This is a genomic window from Paenibacillus senegalensis JC66 (genome assembly GCF_000285515.1).
Lineage (GTDB): Bacteria > Bacillota > Bacilli > Paenibacillales > NBRC-103111 > Paenibacillus_L > Paenibacillus_L senegalensis.
On sequence record NZ_HE610959.1, the window covers coordinates 276,692 to 293,930 of the forward strand.

Annotated in this window: 13 protein-coding genes; 2 read left to right on the top strand and 11 right to left on the bottom strand. The window is 46.9% G+C overall.

Annotation, left to right across the window (positions count from 1 at the left end; genetic code table 11):
• Window positions 1-72 precede the first annotated feature (72 nt).
• The 5 genes from PSHG_RS27590 to metH all read right to left on the bottom strand — a co-directional run bounded on the left by PSHG_RS27590 (window position 73) and on the right by metH (window position 10,277).
• On the bottom strand, window positions 73-1,350 hold the full coding sequence (locus PSHG_RS27590; RefSeq protein WP_010273554.1) for a ribonuclease H-like domain-containing protein: 1,278 nt from the start codon (window positions 1,348-1,350) through the stop codon (window positions 73-75).
• Window positions 1,347-3,629, bottom strand: a complete 2,283-nt coding sequence (locus PSHG_RS13285) for a DEAD/DEAH box helicase (protein WP_010273555.1) — start codon at window positions 3,627-3,629, stop codon at window positions 1,347-1,349. Before PSHG_RS13285 ends, PSHG_RS27590 begins: the two co-directional genes overlap by 4 nt.
• 540 nt (window positions 3,630-4,169) lie before the next feature.
• Window positions 4,170-5,480 (bottom strand): UDP-N-acetylglucosamine 1-carboxyvinyltransferase, encoded by a 1,311-nt coding sequence (murA, locus tag PSHG_RS13290; protein ID WP_010273557.1) that lies wholly within the window; start codon window positions 5,478-5,480, stop codon window positions 4,170-4,172.
• A 239-nt stretch (window positions 5,481-5,719) separates the two neighbouring features.
• Window positions 5,720-6,664 carry a ribonuclease Z gene (rnz, locus tag PSHG_RS13295; protein WP_010273559.1) on the bottom strand — a complete coding sequence of 315 codons (945 nt, stop codon included), beginning with the start codon at window positions 6,662-6,664 and terminating at the stop codon, window positions 5,720-5,722.
• 166 nt (window positions 6,665-6,830) lie between these two features.
• Window positions 6,831-10,277 carry a methionine synthase gene (metH, locus tag PSHG_RS13300; protein ID WP_010273561.1) on the bottom strand — a complete coding sequence of 1,149 codons (3,447 nt, stop codon included), beginning with the start codon at window positions 10,275-10,277 and terminating at the stop codon, window positions 6,831-6,833.
• Window positions 10,278-10,631: 354 nt separating this feature from the next.
• Between metH and PSHG_RS13305 the strand changes: the two genes are divergently transcribed.
• A complete protein-coding gene (locus PSHG_RS13305; RefSeq protein WP_010273562.1) occupies window positions 10,632-11,171 on the top strand; it encodes a 1,2-dihydroxy-3-keto-5-methylthiopentene dioxygenase in 540 nt (179 codons plus the stop codon).
• Between the two features lie 581 nt (window positions 11,172-11,752).
• Here the strand turns inward: PSHG_RS13305 and PSHG_RS13315 are convergent.
• From PSHG_RS13315 to PSHG_RS27595, 4 genes are all read right to left on the bottom strand, one after another.
• Window positions 11,753-12,553, bottom strand: coding sequence for an HAD family hydrolase (locus PSHG_RS13315; protein ID WP_010273564.1), 801 nt, complete (start codon window positions 12,551-12,553; stop codon window positions 11,753-11,755).
• Window positions 12,554-12,586: 33 nt separating this feature from the next.
• Window positions 12,587-13,114: a hypothetical protein gene (locus PSHG_RS13320; protein ID WP_010273565.1), complete on the bottom strand. Its 528-nt coding sequence runs from the start codon at window positions 13,112-13,114 to the stop codon at window positions 12,587-12,589.
• A 58-nt stretch (window positions 13,115-13,172) separates the two neighbouring features.
• A complete protein-coding gene (locus tag PSHG_RS13325; RefSeq protein WP_010273568.1) occupies window positions 13,173-13,358 on the bottom strand; it encodes a DUF896 domain-containing protein in 186 nt (61 codons plus the stop codon).
• Window positions 13,359-13,598: 240 nt separating this feature from the next.
• Window positions 13,599-13,931, bottom strand: coding sequence for a LysM peptidoglycan-binding domain-containing protein (locus tag PSHG_RS27595; RefSeq protein ID WP_010273571.1), 333 nt, complete (start codon window positions 13,929-13,931; stop codon window positions 13,599-13,601).
• Window positions 13,932-14,129: 198 nt separating this feature from the next.
• On the opposite strand from PSHG_RS27595, the gene lexA reads away from it, so the two are divergent.
• Entirely contained in the window at window positions 14,130-14,750 is a 621-nt protein-coding gene (gene lexA / locus PSHG_RS13335; protein WP_010273573.1) for a transcriptional repressor LexA, read from the top strand.
• Between the two features lie 148 nt (window positions 14,751-14,898).
• On the opposite strand, the gene PSHG_RS27600 is transcribed toward lexA, so the two are convergent.
• Window positions 14,899-15,213, bottom strand: coding sequence for a hypothetical protein (locus PSHG_RS27600; RefSeq protein ID WP_010273575.1), 315 nt, complete (start codon window positions 15,211-15,213; stop codon window positions 14,899-14,901).
• 680 nt (window positions 15,214-15,893) lie between these two features.
• Window positions 15,894-17,222, bottom strand: a complete 1,329-nt coding sequence (glnA, locus tag PSHG_RS13345; protein WP_010273576.1) for a type I glutamate--ammonia ligase — start codon at window positions 17,220-17,222, stop codon at window positions 15,894-15,896.
• Window positions 17,223-17,239 lie beyond the last annotated feature (17 nt).

Consider the following 17,239-nt stretch of genomic DNA (forward strand, 5'->3'; position numbering starts at 1 on the left):
ACTGAGCACAAAGGGCTCGCCGGCTGACGCAATTTGGCATATTCGGTTGTGAAAAAGCTGCTCGCTGTCTCCTTATATTAAACCGCTGCTATTGGATCGCCATTCCTGCATAGCCCTGCGAATTTCCTTCTCTCTCAATCTTTCCATTCGCTTACGCAAGTCCTGGGAGACTACAGAGCGCCTGGGAGCTCGAAGCAGGGAAGCTCTTTCGCCAGCTTTCCCAATCGCTTTCTCGGCATAATAAAGCGCGGTTCCGAAGTCTTTATGCTTATGCTCGTAATACTTGGACAGCTCCACACAAGCTTCAATGTAGTCGGCAGAAAGCTTCATGCCAGTTTCCGCGTCAACAGTCTCCTTCCAAAGCTGAACCGCTTCATGAAGGCGCCCCTTCTTTTTAAGAACAAGAGATAGCTGAAAGCGCACGCTTCCCCCGGATGTGGAAGGCAGCCGAAGAATCTGTTCATAGGCTTGAGATGCCAGGTGAGCAAGCTGATGCTGGTCCAGCCATACCCCAAGCCGGAAGAGCTCGCTTGCTTCCATGTGCGATAGATCCAGCGACCCGCACAGCGCCCGGGCAAAATGGATAGCCAGGCCGACTAATGATAATATATCCTGTTCGTTATGCTTAAAGACTCCTTGCAAAATGGCCGGATTTTGTTCCGCTAAATACTGAAAATATAAGGTCGGAGCCAAGGAGCCCGGCACATCATCATGACGGATAAAACCTAGGCGGCTCTCCTCCACTTTGCTTAACCGGCAGGAGGGCAGTGTGGTTCGCCATAAGCTTCTAGACGGATACAAAAAATCCAGTTCACTAAACCGATCATTCTCGAGCGGTACGCGATTTAAAATCATTCTGTTTTTGAGGATCGGCCAGTCAAATGTTCTTCCATTGTAAGTGGCGAGACAGTCAAAGTTTGGCAGCAAACCGGTTAAATAGGTTAACATGGCCACTTCTTCTCCCGGGTTGCGGATCAGCATCTGCTCCACTACGAACTGATTCTCGTTATAATATCCGAGCCCCACCATGAAAGGGACGTTGCCAGCGCCTACACCTAATCCTGTCGTTTCCGTATCCAGAAAAAGAATTTGTCTCGGGTCCTTTATCGAAGCGCGCAATAGCGGTTGAAGATAGGTGCATGTATCACACAACTCTTGCAGCTGATAACGACCATGTATATAGGAAAGCGGATAGCTTTGCCGGCGCAAAATAAAGCTGCCTTGGCGTCCTTCTTGCAGACGGGCGCCAAGGCTATCCCAGCCCGGTTCGGATCGGGTCTCTGATTTGGCGGAGGGGCGGTCTGCTGCCGATTTCGTCAAACGATTTAATCTATCTCTAAGCAGACTCATAATACCCCTCCTTCTATAAGAAGCTTCTGCGCCAATTGCTTTCCGGTCAATCCCACTTCCTCAATCGGTCCAACACATGACGGACAACCGCTTATACAAGGACAGCCGGCAATCAGCTCTTGCGCTCTTGCCAGAAGTTCGCCATGAATATCAAATAAGCGCTCGCTCAGGCCGACCCCGCCCGGATAGCGATCGTAAAAGAATAGGGTCGGTTTCTTGTTATGCAGCGCCCTCACTTGGGGAACCACACGAATATCGAGCGGATCGCACATCAAATAAAGAGGAGCCAGATGCACGAGTACGTTGGATAAGCCAAGCAGCGCATATTGCATATCGTTCGTCGTCATTGCAGCTGCTGCCTCGTCACCGATGGAGAACCAATAGGAGCTGGTATGCAGCTCTTCCTCTGGCAAATGGATAGGGCCTGATCCGATATTTTCGTGAGTTCTTAATTTGAGCTTCTTGAAAATAGTCGCTTTGGCATTAACGGTAACATCGCCATATTGACGTTCCAATGCAGCCGTACGGGTTTCCTTGAAAACTTGCAGCACCTTCAGCTGCACCGCTAGGGAAGCGTCCGTGAAATAATCGACATTGACCTCACGGACATAAGCCTTCTTTTCTTCCCAGTCGAGCTTTTCCACCTGGTATTGTACGCCCTCATGAATATATATCGCTTCTTCATGAATAAGAGTAGGGGCACTGAAACGATCAACTTCCCCGATAACCCTGTGTTCGTTTGTCATATCGATAATAATAAAGTTCTCTTGAGCGGCGGAACGCAAAGAAATGCCATGTGCGGGAAAGGACTGGTCCATCCAGTACCATCGCCGCTCGGCCCGATGGAGAATGCGTTCATCGACCAGGAACTCCAATATATCGGGCAAGGACTCATCCCCGAACCGCTCTCCTTCTTCAAAAGGCAGCTCGTATGCCGCACACTTAACATGATCCACCAGAAGGATCAAATTATCCGGTTGGATCAGCGCTCGCTCCGGCGGCTTCTCAAAAAAATAAGCCGGGTTCTGAATAATGTATTGATCCAAAGGGTTGCTGCTGGCTACGAGAAATGTAACCGAGCTCTCCTGCCTGCGCCCGGCGCGGCCGGACTGCTGCCATGTGCTGGCGATTGTACCCGGATAACCGTTCAGCACGCAAGCTTGCAGCTGACCGATGTCGATACCAAGCTCCAGAGCATTCGTGCTGACTACACCGCGAATATCTCCGTTGCGCAGACCGCGTTCAATCTCGCGGCGCTGCTTGGGCAAATAACCTCCCCGGTATCCACGAATCGATTTGCTGCCCAGCTCATGCCTCACTGTGTCTTGAAGGTAAGTCAGTAAAATTTCCACTCTCACCCGGCTCCGGGCGAAAACAATCGTTTGAATGCCGTTAGTTAATAAATGACCAGCAATCTTGCGCGTTTCCAATACGCTGCTTTTGCGAATCCCGAGCTGCTGATTGACAACAGGCGGATTATAGAAAATAAAATGCTTTTCTCCAGATGGCGCACCGTTGTCATCAATCAGTGTCACCGTCTCACCAATCAGCCGCTCTGTGTGCTCCTTGGGATTATCTATAGTTGCTGAAGCACATATAAATTGCGGCGATGATCCATAGAAACGGCAAATACGCTTTAAACGGCGAATCACGTTCGCTACATGACTGCCGAATACCCCGCGATAAGAGTGGACTTCATCTATAACGATATAGGTCAAATTTTCAAACAGCTTCACCCATTTTGTATGATGCGGAAGGATGGCCGAATGCAGCATATCCGGGTTTGTGACCACAATATGGCCCGCATTGCGGATAGCCTGCCTGACAGTAGGCGGCGTATCGCCATCATAGGTATGGGTTTTAATATCGGCTTCCATTACGTTGGCAATTTGCTGTAATTCAGCCACCTGATCCTGTGCCAGTGCCTTGGTAGGGAATAGATACAAGGCTCTAGCTTCATCCTGCTCCAAAATCCGCTGAAGAACGGGAAGGTTGTAGCATAGCGTTTTGCCCGAGGCAGTCGGAGTGACCGTAACGACATGCTGCTGTTCACGAACAGCGCTAAACGCCTTCGCCTGATGAGAATACAGCTGTGTTATTCCCCGCTTGTGCAGCGCCTCCTGAATTCCTTTATGTAAATTCTCCGGAAAAGGGGCGTAACTGGCCTCCCGGGGCGGGATGGTATGCCAATAGGTTACGTGCTGCATCAGTTCCGGCTGCTTTTTAATCCATTCCAGCCATTCCGCCATTGAAGACATCTTGCCCGTTAAACGGTTCATAGGCGGCCTCCTTCTCCCAAATCTAATCCAATAACTGTGAATATACTATGGAAATAATTTTGTAAAAAAAAAATCCAGTACTATCATTGTACAGAATATACGTTCGCAGAACAACCGTGTTTTTTTAATACTAGGAAGATCCTATTTCCCGTGATCGAGCGTTATTTCCATAATGACGCAGCTTGTCAAAACCAGCGCTGACCCGGACGATTCCACATGAAATGGGTCGAAAAAAGCACGAAAAAGTCGCAATAGTCGCAATAATCAAACCTGTTTTTTGTCGCATTCTGCGCTTTCCCGGAAAATAATTTAAGCCTATTTGCTCGTAAGGAGACGCAGGCCGCTCCGCTCAAAATGACTTGCGCAAGCCGTACGCTGCTCCAGCCTTTGGCTTTAAGCTGCAAGGGCTGGATAGTTAGCCATAATCCCGCAAGCTACAGAGACTTAAGCTGCTGACATAAGCTACTGTGATAGCTTGGCCCTAGTTTCCTGGATAGAAAAAGGCACCCGCAAGGAGTGCCCTCTATCTGTGTTAAGAGATTAGCCTTCCAATATCATCTCATTAGCGTGATTCTTAGCAGGCAGCACAGGAACCTGATCTTCATGCAGGCTGAGCTTTGCCCCTAGGCTCTTGAACTGGCCTATGACGTCCTCGTATCCTCGTTCAATATGATCGATTCCCGTTATTATCGTTTTACCTTCGGCGGCCAAGCCGGCTAGAATTAGAGATGTCCCCGCCCTTACATCGGAAGCGTGAACATAATCGCCTTTTAATGGCTGGCCTCCTTGAATAAACGCTGTTCCTTTCCTTATTTCAATCTGCGCGCCCATACGCTTTAATTGGGGCACATGATTAAACCGTTCAGGATAAATCTTATCCGTAATGATGCTGCGTCCCGGTGCAAGCATGAGTAAAGCCGTAAGAGGCTGCTGCAAATCCGTAGCAAAGGCAGGGTACATTCCTGTTCTCACTCTAGTCGGCCTAAGCTTCACATCTCCATAGGCAGTAATGGACTTGTCTCCAATTTCAATTTCGAGTCCGATTTCCTTGAGCTTTGCTATGCAGGAGCCCAAATGTTCCGGGATAACCTCATCCACCGTAACCGTGCCACGTGTAATGCCTGCACCCATAAGAAAGGCTCCGGCGATTAAACGGTCCGGAATGACGGTATAAGCGCATCCATGAAGCCGTTTCACGCCTTCAATGCGAATGGTCTCAGTACCCGCTCCACGTATTTTGGCTCCCATCTGGTTGAGCAGATTGGCTGTATCCACAACTTCAGGATCACGGGCGGCATTGCGCAGAATGGTGGTTCCTTCAGCCAATGAAGCAGCCATTAGTGCATTCATGGTAGCCCCGGAGGTAATCATATCGAAAAATATACTGCCACCCTTAAGCTTGGCGGCTTCTACGACATAGTAGTTATCATACAGTTCTACCTTCGCTCCGAGCGTAGTAAACAGTTTATGATGCTGATCAATCGGACGGGAAACAAAGTTATCCCCGCCTGGATAGCCGATCGTCACTTTACCAGTTTTGGCAAGCAGGGCTCCAACGAAATAATAGGACGCGCGAAATGCACTAGTTTTCTCTATACTTAGCCCAGTGTTATGTATTCTCCGTGGATCAATAATCAATTCCCCGTTCACACCACGAATGATACTTACACCTATTTCCGCACATAGCTCTTCAATGACTCGAACATCCAGTATATTAGGTATCCCATGCAACACAACCGGCTCTTCCGCCATACAGGCAGCAGCAATAAGAGCCAGTGAACTGTTTTTAGAACCGGGAATCGTTACCCTGCCCTGGAGAGGTCCGCTGTTCAGCACCTCAATCCTTCTCATCCGGCATCCCCCTTTTTATATCCTGCAGTTAAAGTGGTTCAGTCGTACCTTAATTAATTACATACTATGTACACTTAGTTTATAGAAAGCGAATCAAATTCGTTTAAATTGCCTCAAACAGGAATTATTTGTTAGTTAATCGCAGTCCCATAATGATAATGTTCGTTGTCTATTCTGAATTTAAAGGGATAACCCGTTAATATTTTCAAAACCATTTTTAATAATAGACAGGCATGACGTTACTGCTCTTTATTCTCGTCCATGCGGCGGCGCTCGACGGCGAAGCTCCAGAAATCTCTCGCCAGGTAGCTTTCGCCAAAAATGTCTCTGGCTTCCTGCAGCAGCGGCTCCGCATCATCCTCATAGCGCTGACTAATATGGGTCAAAATGAGATGGCGCGCTCCCGCATCTCTCGCCGTGATGGCTGCTTGTTCAGCAGTCGCGTGATAATAGGCCGTAGCCAAGTCAGACTTCTCCCGCGCAAAAGTAGCTTCGTGAACAACCACATCAGCTTGATTGGAAAGCTTCTTCGCCGCTTCGCAATAACGGGTATCCCCTAAAATAACTACCGTTCTTCCATAATATCCAGGCCCCAGGAAATCGGAACCACGAAGCGTGCGACCGTCTTCCAGAGTGATCGTTTCGCCTTTTTTCAGCCTGCCGTACAGCGGACCGTTAGGTACACCCAGCTGCCTGAGCTGTTCAGCGTCCAGACATCCAGGTTTATTCGCTTCTTCGATCCGGTAGCCAAATGATTCGATCCGATGCTCCAGCCGTTCTGCATGAACAGTATACTGACCGTCTGTAAAAATGGTTCCGGGTTCAATTTCAACGATACTCAGTTCATATTCCACATGGGCATCACTAATGGAGAAGGCTGTCTCGATAAAGGTTTTAACGCCCTTAGGACCATACAATGTGAAGGGAGACGTTCCTCCCTGATACCCTCTGCTGGTTAAAAATCCGGGCAATCCATAAACATGATCCCCGTGCAAATGAGTTACAAATAACTTATTTATTTTACTCATTTTGAGAGGAGATTTCAATATTTGCTGCTGAGTTCCTTCACCGCAATCAAAAAGCCATATTCCTTCTTTCTCCTCCGTCAAATCCAGTGCAGCTGACGTTACATTGCGGTGACGGGAAGGCATTCCCGCTCCGGTTCCCAAGAAATAAAGCTGCAAGGTTCTCCCTCCCATCGTTCCGCTTCTATATTAGTTTAGGCTAAAGCTAACACTCATAATCAAATTATTTTTAGCTGCTCGTATCTTTTTACCAACAAAAAGAGTGTTTGCGGCAAAAAGAAACTAAGTGCGGAAAAACAATAGCGTCCGCACTTAGTTAACCTCATTAAACTTTATCGACATTAAAGTATTGTGCTTGCGGATGAGCAAACACCATAGCCGATACGGAAGCTTCCGGATCCATCATGCTTCCCTCTGTCAATTGAACGCCAATATCCTCAGGCTTCATCAAATCGAACAGCAGCTCCTGATCGTCCAGATTCGGACAAGCCGGATAACCGAACGACACACGTATTCCTTGATATCGGGCACCAAGACGCTGCTTCATGGTCATTTCCGGAGAATCCGGGAAGCCCCAGACATCCCTCATAATGTGATGAACTCTTTCCGCAAAAGCTTCGGCTATTTCCAGTGCAGCTGCCTGAAGAGCATGGGAGCGCAAATAATCGCCTTTATCCTTCCACTCACTGGACAGCTCCCTAATACCGTGTCCGGCAGTAACGACAAGAAATCCAACGTAATCCATTTCACCGCTTTCGACTGGCTTGAGGAAGTCGGCAAGACATAAATTAGGCTCGACCTGCTGCCGCGGGAAGCAAAAGCGCTTGAGCACCTTGCCCGGCTGTTCGGGATCATAGACCAAAATATCATTCCCGTCTCCCTGCGCCGGGAAGAAGCGATACATTCCATGGGCGCTAATTATTCCTTTAGTAATGGCATCATGAATGATGGAGTCAACCACTTCTTTTAGCTGGAGCGCCTTCTCGTCCTTAGCGGCCAACAGCTTCTCTACTGAACCGCGCAAGCCCAAATGCTTGCCTAGCAGCATCTCCTGATTAATATAAGGGACCAGGTGAGTGATCGGATAATCTCTCAAAATATGCCGGTCCGTATCCGGTGGAATATAGACCGGAGCATCTTGTGAAATTTTGCTGCTTCTCGCTCTGCTCGGAGCAGGCAGATCGTTGTCAGGCTTCTTGCCGCTTTCCTGCACATTAGAAGACATTGCCTGGCGAAGCTCATCAATCATCCGCTGTCTTTCCTGCGGGTTGGTCAGTTTGTTAGCCAGATCCAGCCCATCCATCGCATCCTTTGCATAGAGGACCAAACCATCATATTCCGGCGCGATTCTCGTTTTGGTAAACTTCCTTGTCAAAGCAGCACCGCCAACGAGAATAGGCGCGTCAATTCCTGCCGCCTTTAAATCCTGAGCTGTCGTGACCATCTGCTGAGCCGATTTGACCAGCAATCCGGATAAACCAATCGCATCTGCGTTTTCTTTTCGGTATGCCTCAATTAACTGCTCTGGCGGAACCTTGATTCCAAGATTAATAATCCGGTAGCCGTTATTTGATAAAATAATTTCCACCAGGTTTTTACCAATATCATGAACATCGCCTTTTACCGTAGCCAGAATAATTTTTCCTTTTACCGCTGATTCTTTTTTCTCCATGAAGTTTTCCAGGAATGCTACTGAAGCCTTCATCACCTCCGCGCTTTGCAGTACTTCCGCGACAATCAGCTCATTGTTGTTGAACAGCCGGCCAACCTCTTCCATACCTTTCATCAAAGGTCCATTAATAATTCCGAGCGCGTCATACTTCTTCAACGCTTCTTCCAAATCAGGAATCAATCCCTCCTTGGTACCTTCAACCACATACGATGCAAGACGCTCTTCCAGCGTAAGATTAGAAACCTTTTGCTTTTTATCCACTTTTTTGCCGCGAAAGTGTGCGACAAATTGCGCCAATGTCTCATCGTTTGTTTCAAAAATGAGCTGTTCTGCCAAAAGCCTCTCTTCCTCAGGAATTGAAGCAAAGCGCTCCAGCTTTTCGGTGTTGACGATCGCATAATCGAGGCCGGCCTTGGTGCAATGATACAGATAGACGGAATTAAGCACCTCTCTACCTGCAGGCGGCAGGCCGAATGATACATTGCTTAGTCCCAGAATCGTCTGACACTCCGGCATTGCTTCTTTGATCAGGCGGATGCCTTCAATCGTTTCTTTGGCGGACCCGATGTACTGCTCATCCCCTGTTCCTACCGGGAATACCAAAGGATCAAATATAATGTCGTTGGGATTCATCCCGTATTTATTTACAAGCAAATCATAAGAGCGTTTGGCCACTTCCAGTTTGTCCTGTCTCGTGATGGCCTGTCCCCGCTCATCGATGGTGCCGACTACGGCAGCAGCCCCATATTTATGAATCAGAGGAGCCGTTTGGGCAAACTTTTCTTCACCATCCTCAAGGTTAATGGAGTTAATGATCGATTTGCCCTGAGAATATTTTAAACCGAGTTCTATAACGCGATAGTCTGTAGAATCCAGCATTAACGGAACTTTAACTTTCTTAACTACATGCTGCAGGAAATTCTCCATGTCCTCCATCTCATCGCGATCAGGATCCTGGACACAAATGTCGAGAACATGCGCCCCGCCCTTGACCTGGGCCCTTCCAATTTCGGATGCTTCCTCAAACTTGCCTTCAGCTATGAGCCGTTTAAACTTTTTGGAGCCAAGAACGTTGGTCCGTTCACCGACCATATATGGGCGGTTTTCCGCCTCGATAAATACTGTCTCAATTCCAGAAACCGCAGGAGGATGCTCTCCATATGCAGCACGCGGCGGATATTTGTCCAACAGCTGCTTCATAGCCCGAATGTGATCCGGAGTCGTTCCGCAGCAGCCGCCGGCAATGTTGAGCCAGCCCTGCTCGGCAAATGCCGCCATTTTTTTGGCAAGAGAATCAGGAGATTCATGATAATGGCCGTCTTCATCGGGAAGCCCGGCATTAGGATAACAGCTGATGGCGGTTCCTGCGATTGCTGACAAAGAACGGATGTGATCCTTCATAAACTCCGGACCGGTGGCACAATTTAGCCCGATAGAAATAGGGTTTAAATGCTCTAAGGACACATAGAATGCATCGATTGCCTGACCGGCCAGGGTAGTCCCCATTGGCTCAATCGTTCCCGATATCATAATCGGGAGATTGCTGTTTAGTTCTTCCATCGCTTGACGAATACCGATGCTTCCTGCTTTAACGTTGAGCGTATCCTGCGAGGTTTCCAATAGAAGGGCATCGACGCCTTCTTCTATCAGTGCCTTGGCCTGCTCATAGTAACTAGCGATCAGTTCGTCAAAAGTGACACCTCCCGTAACCGAGAGCGTCTTTGTCGTGGGTCCCAAAGCACCAGCTACATAACGCGGCCATTCTGGAGTCGAGTAACGGCGGGCCGACTCTACCGCCAGTCTGGCAGCAGCCTTATTGATTTCGACTGCACGGTCCTGCAGGTCATACTCTGCCAAAACAACACTGGTAGCTCCGAACGTATTCGTTTCAATCAGGTCGGCCCCAGCTTCCAGGTAACTATCATGTATTTTGGAAATGACGTCAGGTCGGGTTAAGACCAGCATTTCATTACAGCCCTCCAGCTGTTCTCCGCCAAAATCTTCGGCAGTCAGCGGCTCCTGCTGAATCATCGTTCCCATAGCGCCATCCATAATCAATATTTTCTTCTTCAATTGCTCTTTAATTGTTGGCTTACTCATTAACAGTTCTTCCTTCCTCTGGCCGACACCATGTACGACATAAAAAACCGCATATCGCAATTCGTACCGTTCGGTCTCCTATATAATAAGCCATTCACAAACGGTGTGATTGGATCAATCGATAAATTAATTATTCTGGTCAAGCTTTTGTAAAAGGAAACGGGCAGGCTTTCCCAGTTTCATACTCAGTGTATCAAAATTTATACTATTTAGAAAGAGTTTAGTATACATATGTTTTTAGTCGGAATAATTTTCTCATATGCATCGACATCTTAGCCTAATTGCAGTATAATACATAAACATAAATCCTATTAAATTTACGGATCGATCATTATAGTAATGGAGGAATTGGCTATGGCTGAAATTAGAATCAGAAATACAAACGAACGGATTACCGGCGAAGATCAGGTAAAAGAATTTTTGACCAATCAAGAGGTGCTCTATGAGCATTGGGATGCCGGGAAGCTTCCAGAACAACTGCGCGAGAAATTTGTTTTGAGTGACGAAGAGAAAGCTCAGATTCTTTCGACCTTCGATTCCGAAATACGTGACCTGGCCGGACGCAGAGGGTACCGCACCTGGGACGTTATTGCACTGTCGGAAGCCACTCCGAATCTGGAAGAGCTATTGAAAAAGTTCGAGCAGGTGCATACACATACGGAGGATGAAGTTCGCGCTATAACGGCGGGCAAAGGTATTTTTATTATTAAAGGAAGCGATGATGTCGGCTACTTCGATGTAGAGCTGGAAGCTGGTGATGTCATTTCCGTACCGGAAGAGAAGCCTCACTTCTTCACACTAATGAAGAATAAACAAATTGTCGCTGTACGCTTGTTCATTGAAACTGAAGGCTGGATCGCCCATCCATTCGAAGACCCTGAATTTGTAAAATAATATGACTGCCGCCTGCTGCGCTCTGTCCAGCATAGGTCAAATTATAAAAGGAGCTGTCCACAAAGTCAGTGTAACCTGACTGATGGACGGCCCGTTTTTATTGAATTTTAAAATAGAACAAAAAAACCGCTAAATCTTGTAGCACCAAAGCAAAGGGGAAATGCCAGATACACTGGAATACGATCCGGAAGATGGAAAGCAAAGGCCAAAAAAGCCCTAGAGGATGACGCAAAATCCGCGATCCATGCTCGGCGTAAAGTCAAGGTCGAGAACGTATTGGGTCACATTAAGGGCAACCGTTCGTTCCGACGGTTTTCCTTACGGGGCCGGAGAAGGTTCATACCGAGTTGGGCATTGTGGCTTTAGCCCACAATCTACTGAAAGTGGCAGGCATCCGCCTCGCTGTCTTCCTACAAAAACAGGCACATAAAAAAGGCCGGGCGAAAAACCTTACGTTTTCCCGCCCAGCCCTTTAGGGACTTATTGGACAGCCCTTTAAAGTGTACATTCCTAGCCGCAACTTGCTTCGCATTTATATCTGCTAATACAATCGTTTCTGCTCTGTCCCTACATCGGAAAAGCTACGCGTTCAAGTCATCGATTATCGGATAAAGATCTGTTAAATGACGAATTTCATAACGCGGCACGATCTCCCCGTCCCGTGAAAGCTCGTGTCGATTAATCCACACACTGGTTATCCCGACGGAGTTCGCACCTTTAATATCAGTCGTCAGCTTGTCGCCTACCATGACCCCTTCCTGAGGTTGAATGTTAAGAAGACCCAGTGCATGGTAAAAAATAGACGGATCTGGTTTGCCGCGTCCAAAATTACCGGATATCAGAATATGATCAAAGAATGACACTAATTCCGGAACACCATCGAGCTTTTCCTGCTGTAAATCCGGTGAACCGTTGGTCAAGAGCAGCAAAGAGTAGCTTTCTTTCAGCTTTTTCAACACTTCGAATGTCTCTTCATACACGTAAGATAATTGTCGGCGTTCTTGTGGAAACTGTTCCGCAAGCTTAGCACCTAACTCAGCATCTTCGATTCCCGCAGCCTTAAGACCGTTGGTCCAGGCATCCTTACGGTAGGCAGGAGCCAGCTTTTGCAGGGCACGGAACTCCTCTAGCTGTCCGGAAGTGAAGTTTCCCCATAAACCCTCGAACGGATTAATGCCAATCATCTTAGTAAACGCAATTGTCTCGTAAGACTCATACAGCTTCCTGGCTTCGCTTCTAACCAAGTCCTCCAACTCTACCGGGTTCAGCTGCGGGTAGTGCTGGCTGGCTGCCTGACACGTTCTCTCAAACGCTTCCCGAACGCTTCGCTCATCCCACAATAACGTATCGTCAAGATCAAACAAAATCGCTTTTACCGTCATTCTATTCCCCTCAATCTACCAACAAATTAAAATTTATGATTTCACAGATGGAGTATCGTTCAAGGTTACACCATTGCGCTTGGCAAACTCCTTTAATTCTTCGGCGATCTCTTCTATCGGCATGCGATGCATGAATTTAGAGAAAACCCATCTTGACATTCTGCCTTTAAACTGGATAATGACGTAACCTTTAAGCAGCGTAATTTCCTGAATATCACCTGCTTCGACCCGCTTATCACCGGCAAACCGTCTGGACATGACAAATTTTTTGCCAATAGTGAGTGACGGACGTCTAACTAAATAGATGAACACTCCTAATAAAAAGTAAGCGATCGAAATAAACCAATAGGAAGCATCGCCTTCATAAAAGTCATAGAACAGTACAGTAAAACAAAGAGAGAAGCCAATTAAAAATAAGGGAAGCATCCAAGTTCTCCCGAGATAGCGCTTTGTCTGTTCAATTGAACTCGAGGTCAAGGATGTTGACTTCCCCTGCTTCTGTCTCTGCTTATACAGTTTCTGCTGATTTTTCTCTACCATGCGCTCCCATTTACGCGACATTGCTGTTTTCCCCCAAATCCAGGCTATTTGTAGAACTTACCTGAGCTACACATCAGCTTTATTGCTTCTTATCCTCATCCACAAATTTGATGTTTTCCAGTTGGCTTCTTAAGTTGGTTTTAAAAGCATCAATATAAATTCTGCGCAGCTTATCCCGCTCCGCAATTTCTTCCTCTGTCAATTCCTCTGATTTCGCTTTTCTGGCCAGTTCATTGATTCGATTGACAGTTTCCTCGATAGACAATATGTTAACCCCCTGTCCGCCTGTCATGCTATGCTTTTCTTACTTTGCCATTCCCCTTTTCAAATGTCAAGCAGGGCCTGTTCCTATAAACAAGCCCCGCTCGATTCATTGATTTATGAGATGTTTGGACCGCTTCATGGGAAGGAGCTAGTTTTTCTATAGAACAACTTCTTCTCATTACTTCACGGTCGGAAATAGCAAGCAGTTCTAACGAACAAGATAATCAAATTTATGTAGGACTTATTGGGGGATGTACAAAATCTGTCCCTCTCTTAATAATGATCCTGTCAACTGATTGACCTCGCGAATTTTCTTCATATACGAACGGACACTTTCACCTTCAGGTACATACCGATTCGCCAATGACCATAGGGTGTCTCCAGCAGCTACGTCAGTCACCAAATAATTCTGTTCTACCAATACTAGAGGCTCATTAGGCGATTGATCGTTGGCATACACATGAATAATGAAGAAGCCTGATAACATCGTAAGAATAAGGGCAGAAACGATAAAGATACGGATCCCCATTCGACGGCTCTTATATACAGAAGGAATCATGTTTAATATATTCATTGCTCAATCCCCCAAACGTTTGTTCTGTTTTATATAAAAAGAATACTACGAACAAGCGTTTGTGTCAACGGTTTTCCGGAACATTCGTTCCCTTTTTTTGTGCTGCACCTACCTAAAACATTAGAACAACTGTTTGTACGAACTCGGGTTCTATGTTATACTTTTTTTAACTTATATCTCGCATTGGAGTTGAATATGATGGCTAAAGTTTCTAATCGCCAGCAGGCGATTCTGGAGTTTATTAAAAATGAGGTACGGGACAAGGGCTACCCCCCATCAGTTAGAGAAATTGGGGAAGCGGTCGGCCTTGCATCCAGTTCAACAGTCCATGGACATCTGGAAAGATTGGAAAAGAAGGGGCTGATCCGCCGAGATCCGACCAAGCCCAGAGCTATTGAGGTGCTGGATGACCACGACAACTCAGGAGCATTCTCCTTGTCTGTTGCCAGAGTGCCCTTAGTCGGCAAAGTAACTGCCGGTACTCCTATTTTGGCTACCGAGAACATAGAGGACTACTTTCCGCTGCCAAGTCACTATGTTGGTGATAACAATGTATTTATGTTGAACGTCATTGGGGAAAGTATGATTGAAGCCGGCATACATGATGGAGATATGGTTATTGTTCGTCAGCAACCTACCGCTAACAACGGGGATATCGTAGTAGCTATGACAGAAGATGATGAAGCTACAGTCAAAACCTTCTACAAAGAGAAGGATCATATTCGCCTGCAGCCAGAGAACGCATCCATGGAGCCTATTCGTCTCTCTAATGTGACCATTCTTGGCAAGGTTATTGGCCTCTTCCGCGATTTCCATTAATCACTAGCCTTCCCGCAAGGAGATGCTTGAATTATAGTCACACTTATAGAAGATGAACCCCGTTCAGGAACATTGATAAGTTCCGGATAACGGGGTTTTATCTGTTGGTTCTTACTGTCTGGACGGACAAAAGGACCTCGTTCCCTACTTACAGATGCTGCTTTCCTCGTGCGGGTGCTGCTTTCCTTGCAGATTCTGCTTTCCTCCTGCAGGTGCTGCTTTCCACTTGCAGGCGCTGCTTTCCAGCAGACTTGGTTGGCCTCAGACCTTGAGAAGGCCTGACCACCCGTATGGCCAAAATGTTGTTTGAATTAAATCGTCTGAGCTTCTGTTTCTGTAAGCAATAGGCAGTAACCAAATGACCACTCATTTCCAGCAGCATAATGGTTCGCTGTGTAATCACTTCAAACCTGTCCATATAAATAATCTCTACCCAGTGATTCATGTAACGATGCAGGTTCACTATCGTTTCCCCCCTTGAAACATTGAGCGTGTACAAACAACATGTTCACTTGTAGTTCGCACCAAAAACAATACAAAGAGAACGTTTGTTCTCATTATAAATCAAATCGTTCCATCCTATCAACTGGAAAGTTCTCCTGAAATCTCGTTGCATACTGTCTTCACCTTGCTTCCAGCACCTCGCTGCTTGCCTCGTTTTTTGCACTTGCCGTGAAAGTGTTACTTGTGAATAGCAGTCAGTTGGCAGTGACAGCTGACAGCGAGGCCGTCTGCAGCCTGATTCAAATTCTAACGCTCGCCATTGTCCTTATTTGAGCAAAATCAGGGTGTTAGAAATTGTAACGCTTGCCACCGTCCTTATTTTGCTCAAATCGCGGTTTTTCGGGCTTTTTGTCACAAATAAGAGCGTGGAGGAGCGTTAGAAATCAAACCCCTGCTTTTTCGGCCGAATAAGAGCGAGGCGAGCGTTAGCGCAGAACAATTGGCAGGACGATGCGCACCGGACACTTGCGATGGATATCCGCAATAAATCAACAGCCTCACGTATCCGCAGTAAATTGACAATCTCACGTAGCGGCAGCAAAAAAAGCCTGCAGACAAAAGTTCATCCTAGCGGAACCTTGTCTTCAGGCTGAGTTACGAAAACTTCTTTGATTTATTGTTCGATTCAGATTCGAACTCTTAGTACAGAGTCAAGTACTGATCTCTCTCCCACTCGTGAACCTGAGTTCGATAAATATCCCATTCGATTTCTTTCAATTCATAGAAATGAACAAGAGCATGTTCGCCCAGCGCGCTGCTGATCACTTCATTCTCCACCAGCTCGGTAATCGCTTCTTTCAGATCTGCCGGAAGACTTGGAATCCCTTCGGCGATCCTTTCTTCTTCCGACATCACATAAATGTTACGGTCAGTAGGCGGAGGCAGCTGCATTTCATTCTTGATTCCATCCAGCCCGGCTTTCAGCATCACGGCAAGAGCCAGATAAGGATTGGCGGACGGATCCGGGTTACGCACTTCAACACGGGTGCTGAGACCGCGGGAAGCCGGGATACGAATCATCGGACTGCGGTTGCTCGCGGACCAAGCTACGTAACAAGGTGCTTCGTAACCGGGAACGAGCCGCTTATATGAGTTGACCGTCGGATTCGTAATTGCGGTAATGGAGCGTGCATGGTGTAAAATTCCGGCCATATATTGACGAGCTGTTTCGCTTAACCCAAGGCTGTCGGACTCGTCATAAAACACATTCGTAGCACCTTTAAATAAGGACATGTGACAATGCATCCCCGAACCGTTCATACCGAACAACGGTTTAGGCATAAATGTTGCATGCAAACCATGCTGCCTGGCAATGGTTTTGACAACAAGCTTGAACGTTTGAATCTGATCTGCGGCTTTAATAGCATCCGCATACTTGAAGTCGATCTCGTGCTGCCCGGGAGCGACCTCATGGTGGGAAGCTTCAATTTCAAAGCCCATTTCTTCAAGAGTAAGAACAATCTCTCTACGGCAGTTCTCACCTAAATCCATAGGGGCCAGGTCGAAATATCCGCCTTGGTCATTAAGCTCCATTGTGGCTTTGCCCTTTTCATCGGTTTTAAACAAGAAGAACTCTGGCTCCGGCCCGACATTCATTGCACTGAAGCCCATTGTTTCCGCTTCTTTAAGCGCCCTCTTTAAAATACCACGCGGATCACCCGGGAATGGAGTTCCATCCGGCAAGTAAACATCACAAATGAGGCGGGCTACACGGTCTTCGGCCACCCACGGAAATACAACCCAGGTATCTAGATCCGGATACAGATACATGTCCGATTCCTCAATACGCACATAGCCTTCAACTGAAGAGCCATCGAACATCATTTTGTTATCCAACGCTTTCTCCAGTTGTGACGAAGGGATTTCCACATTTTTGATCGTTCCCAGCAAATCTGTAAACTGGAGACGAATAAATCTTACATTCATCTCTTTCGCAATTCTTAAAATATCTTCTCTTGTGTATCCCATCTGTGATACCTCCTAAA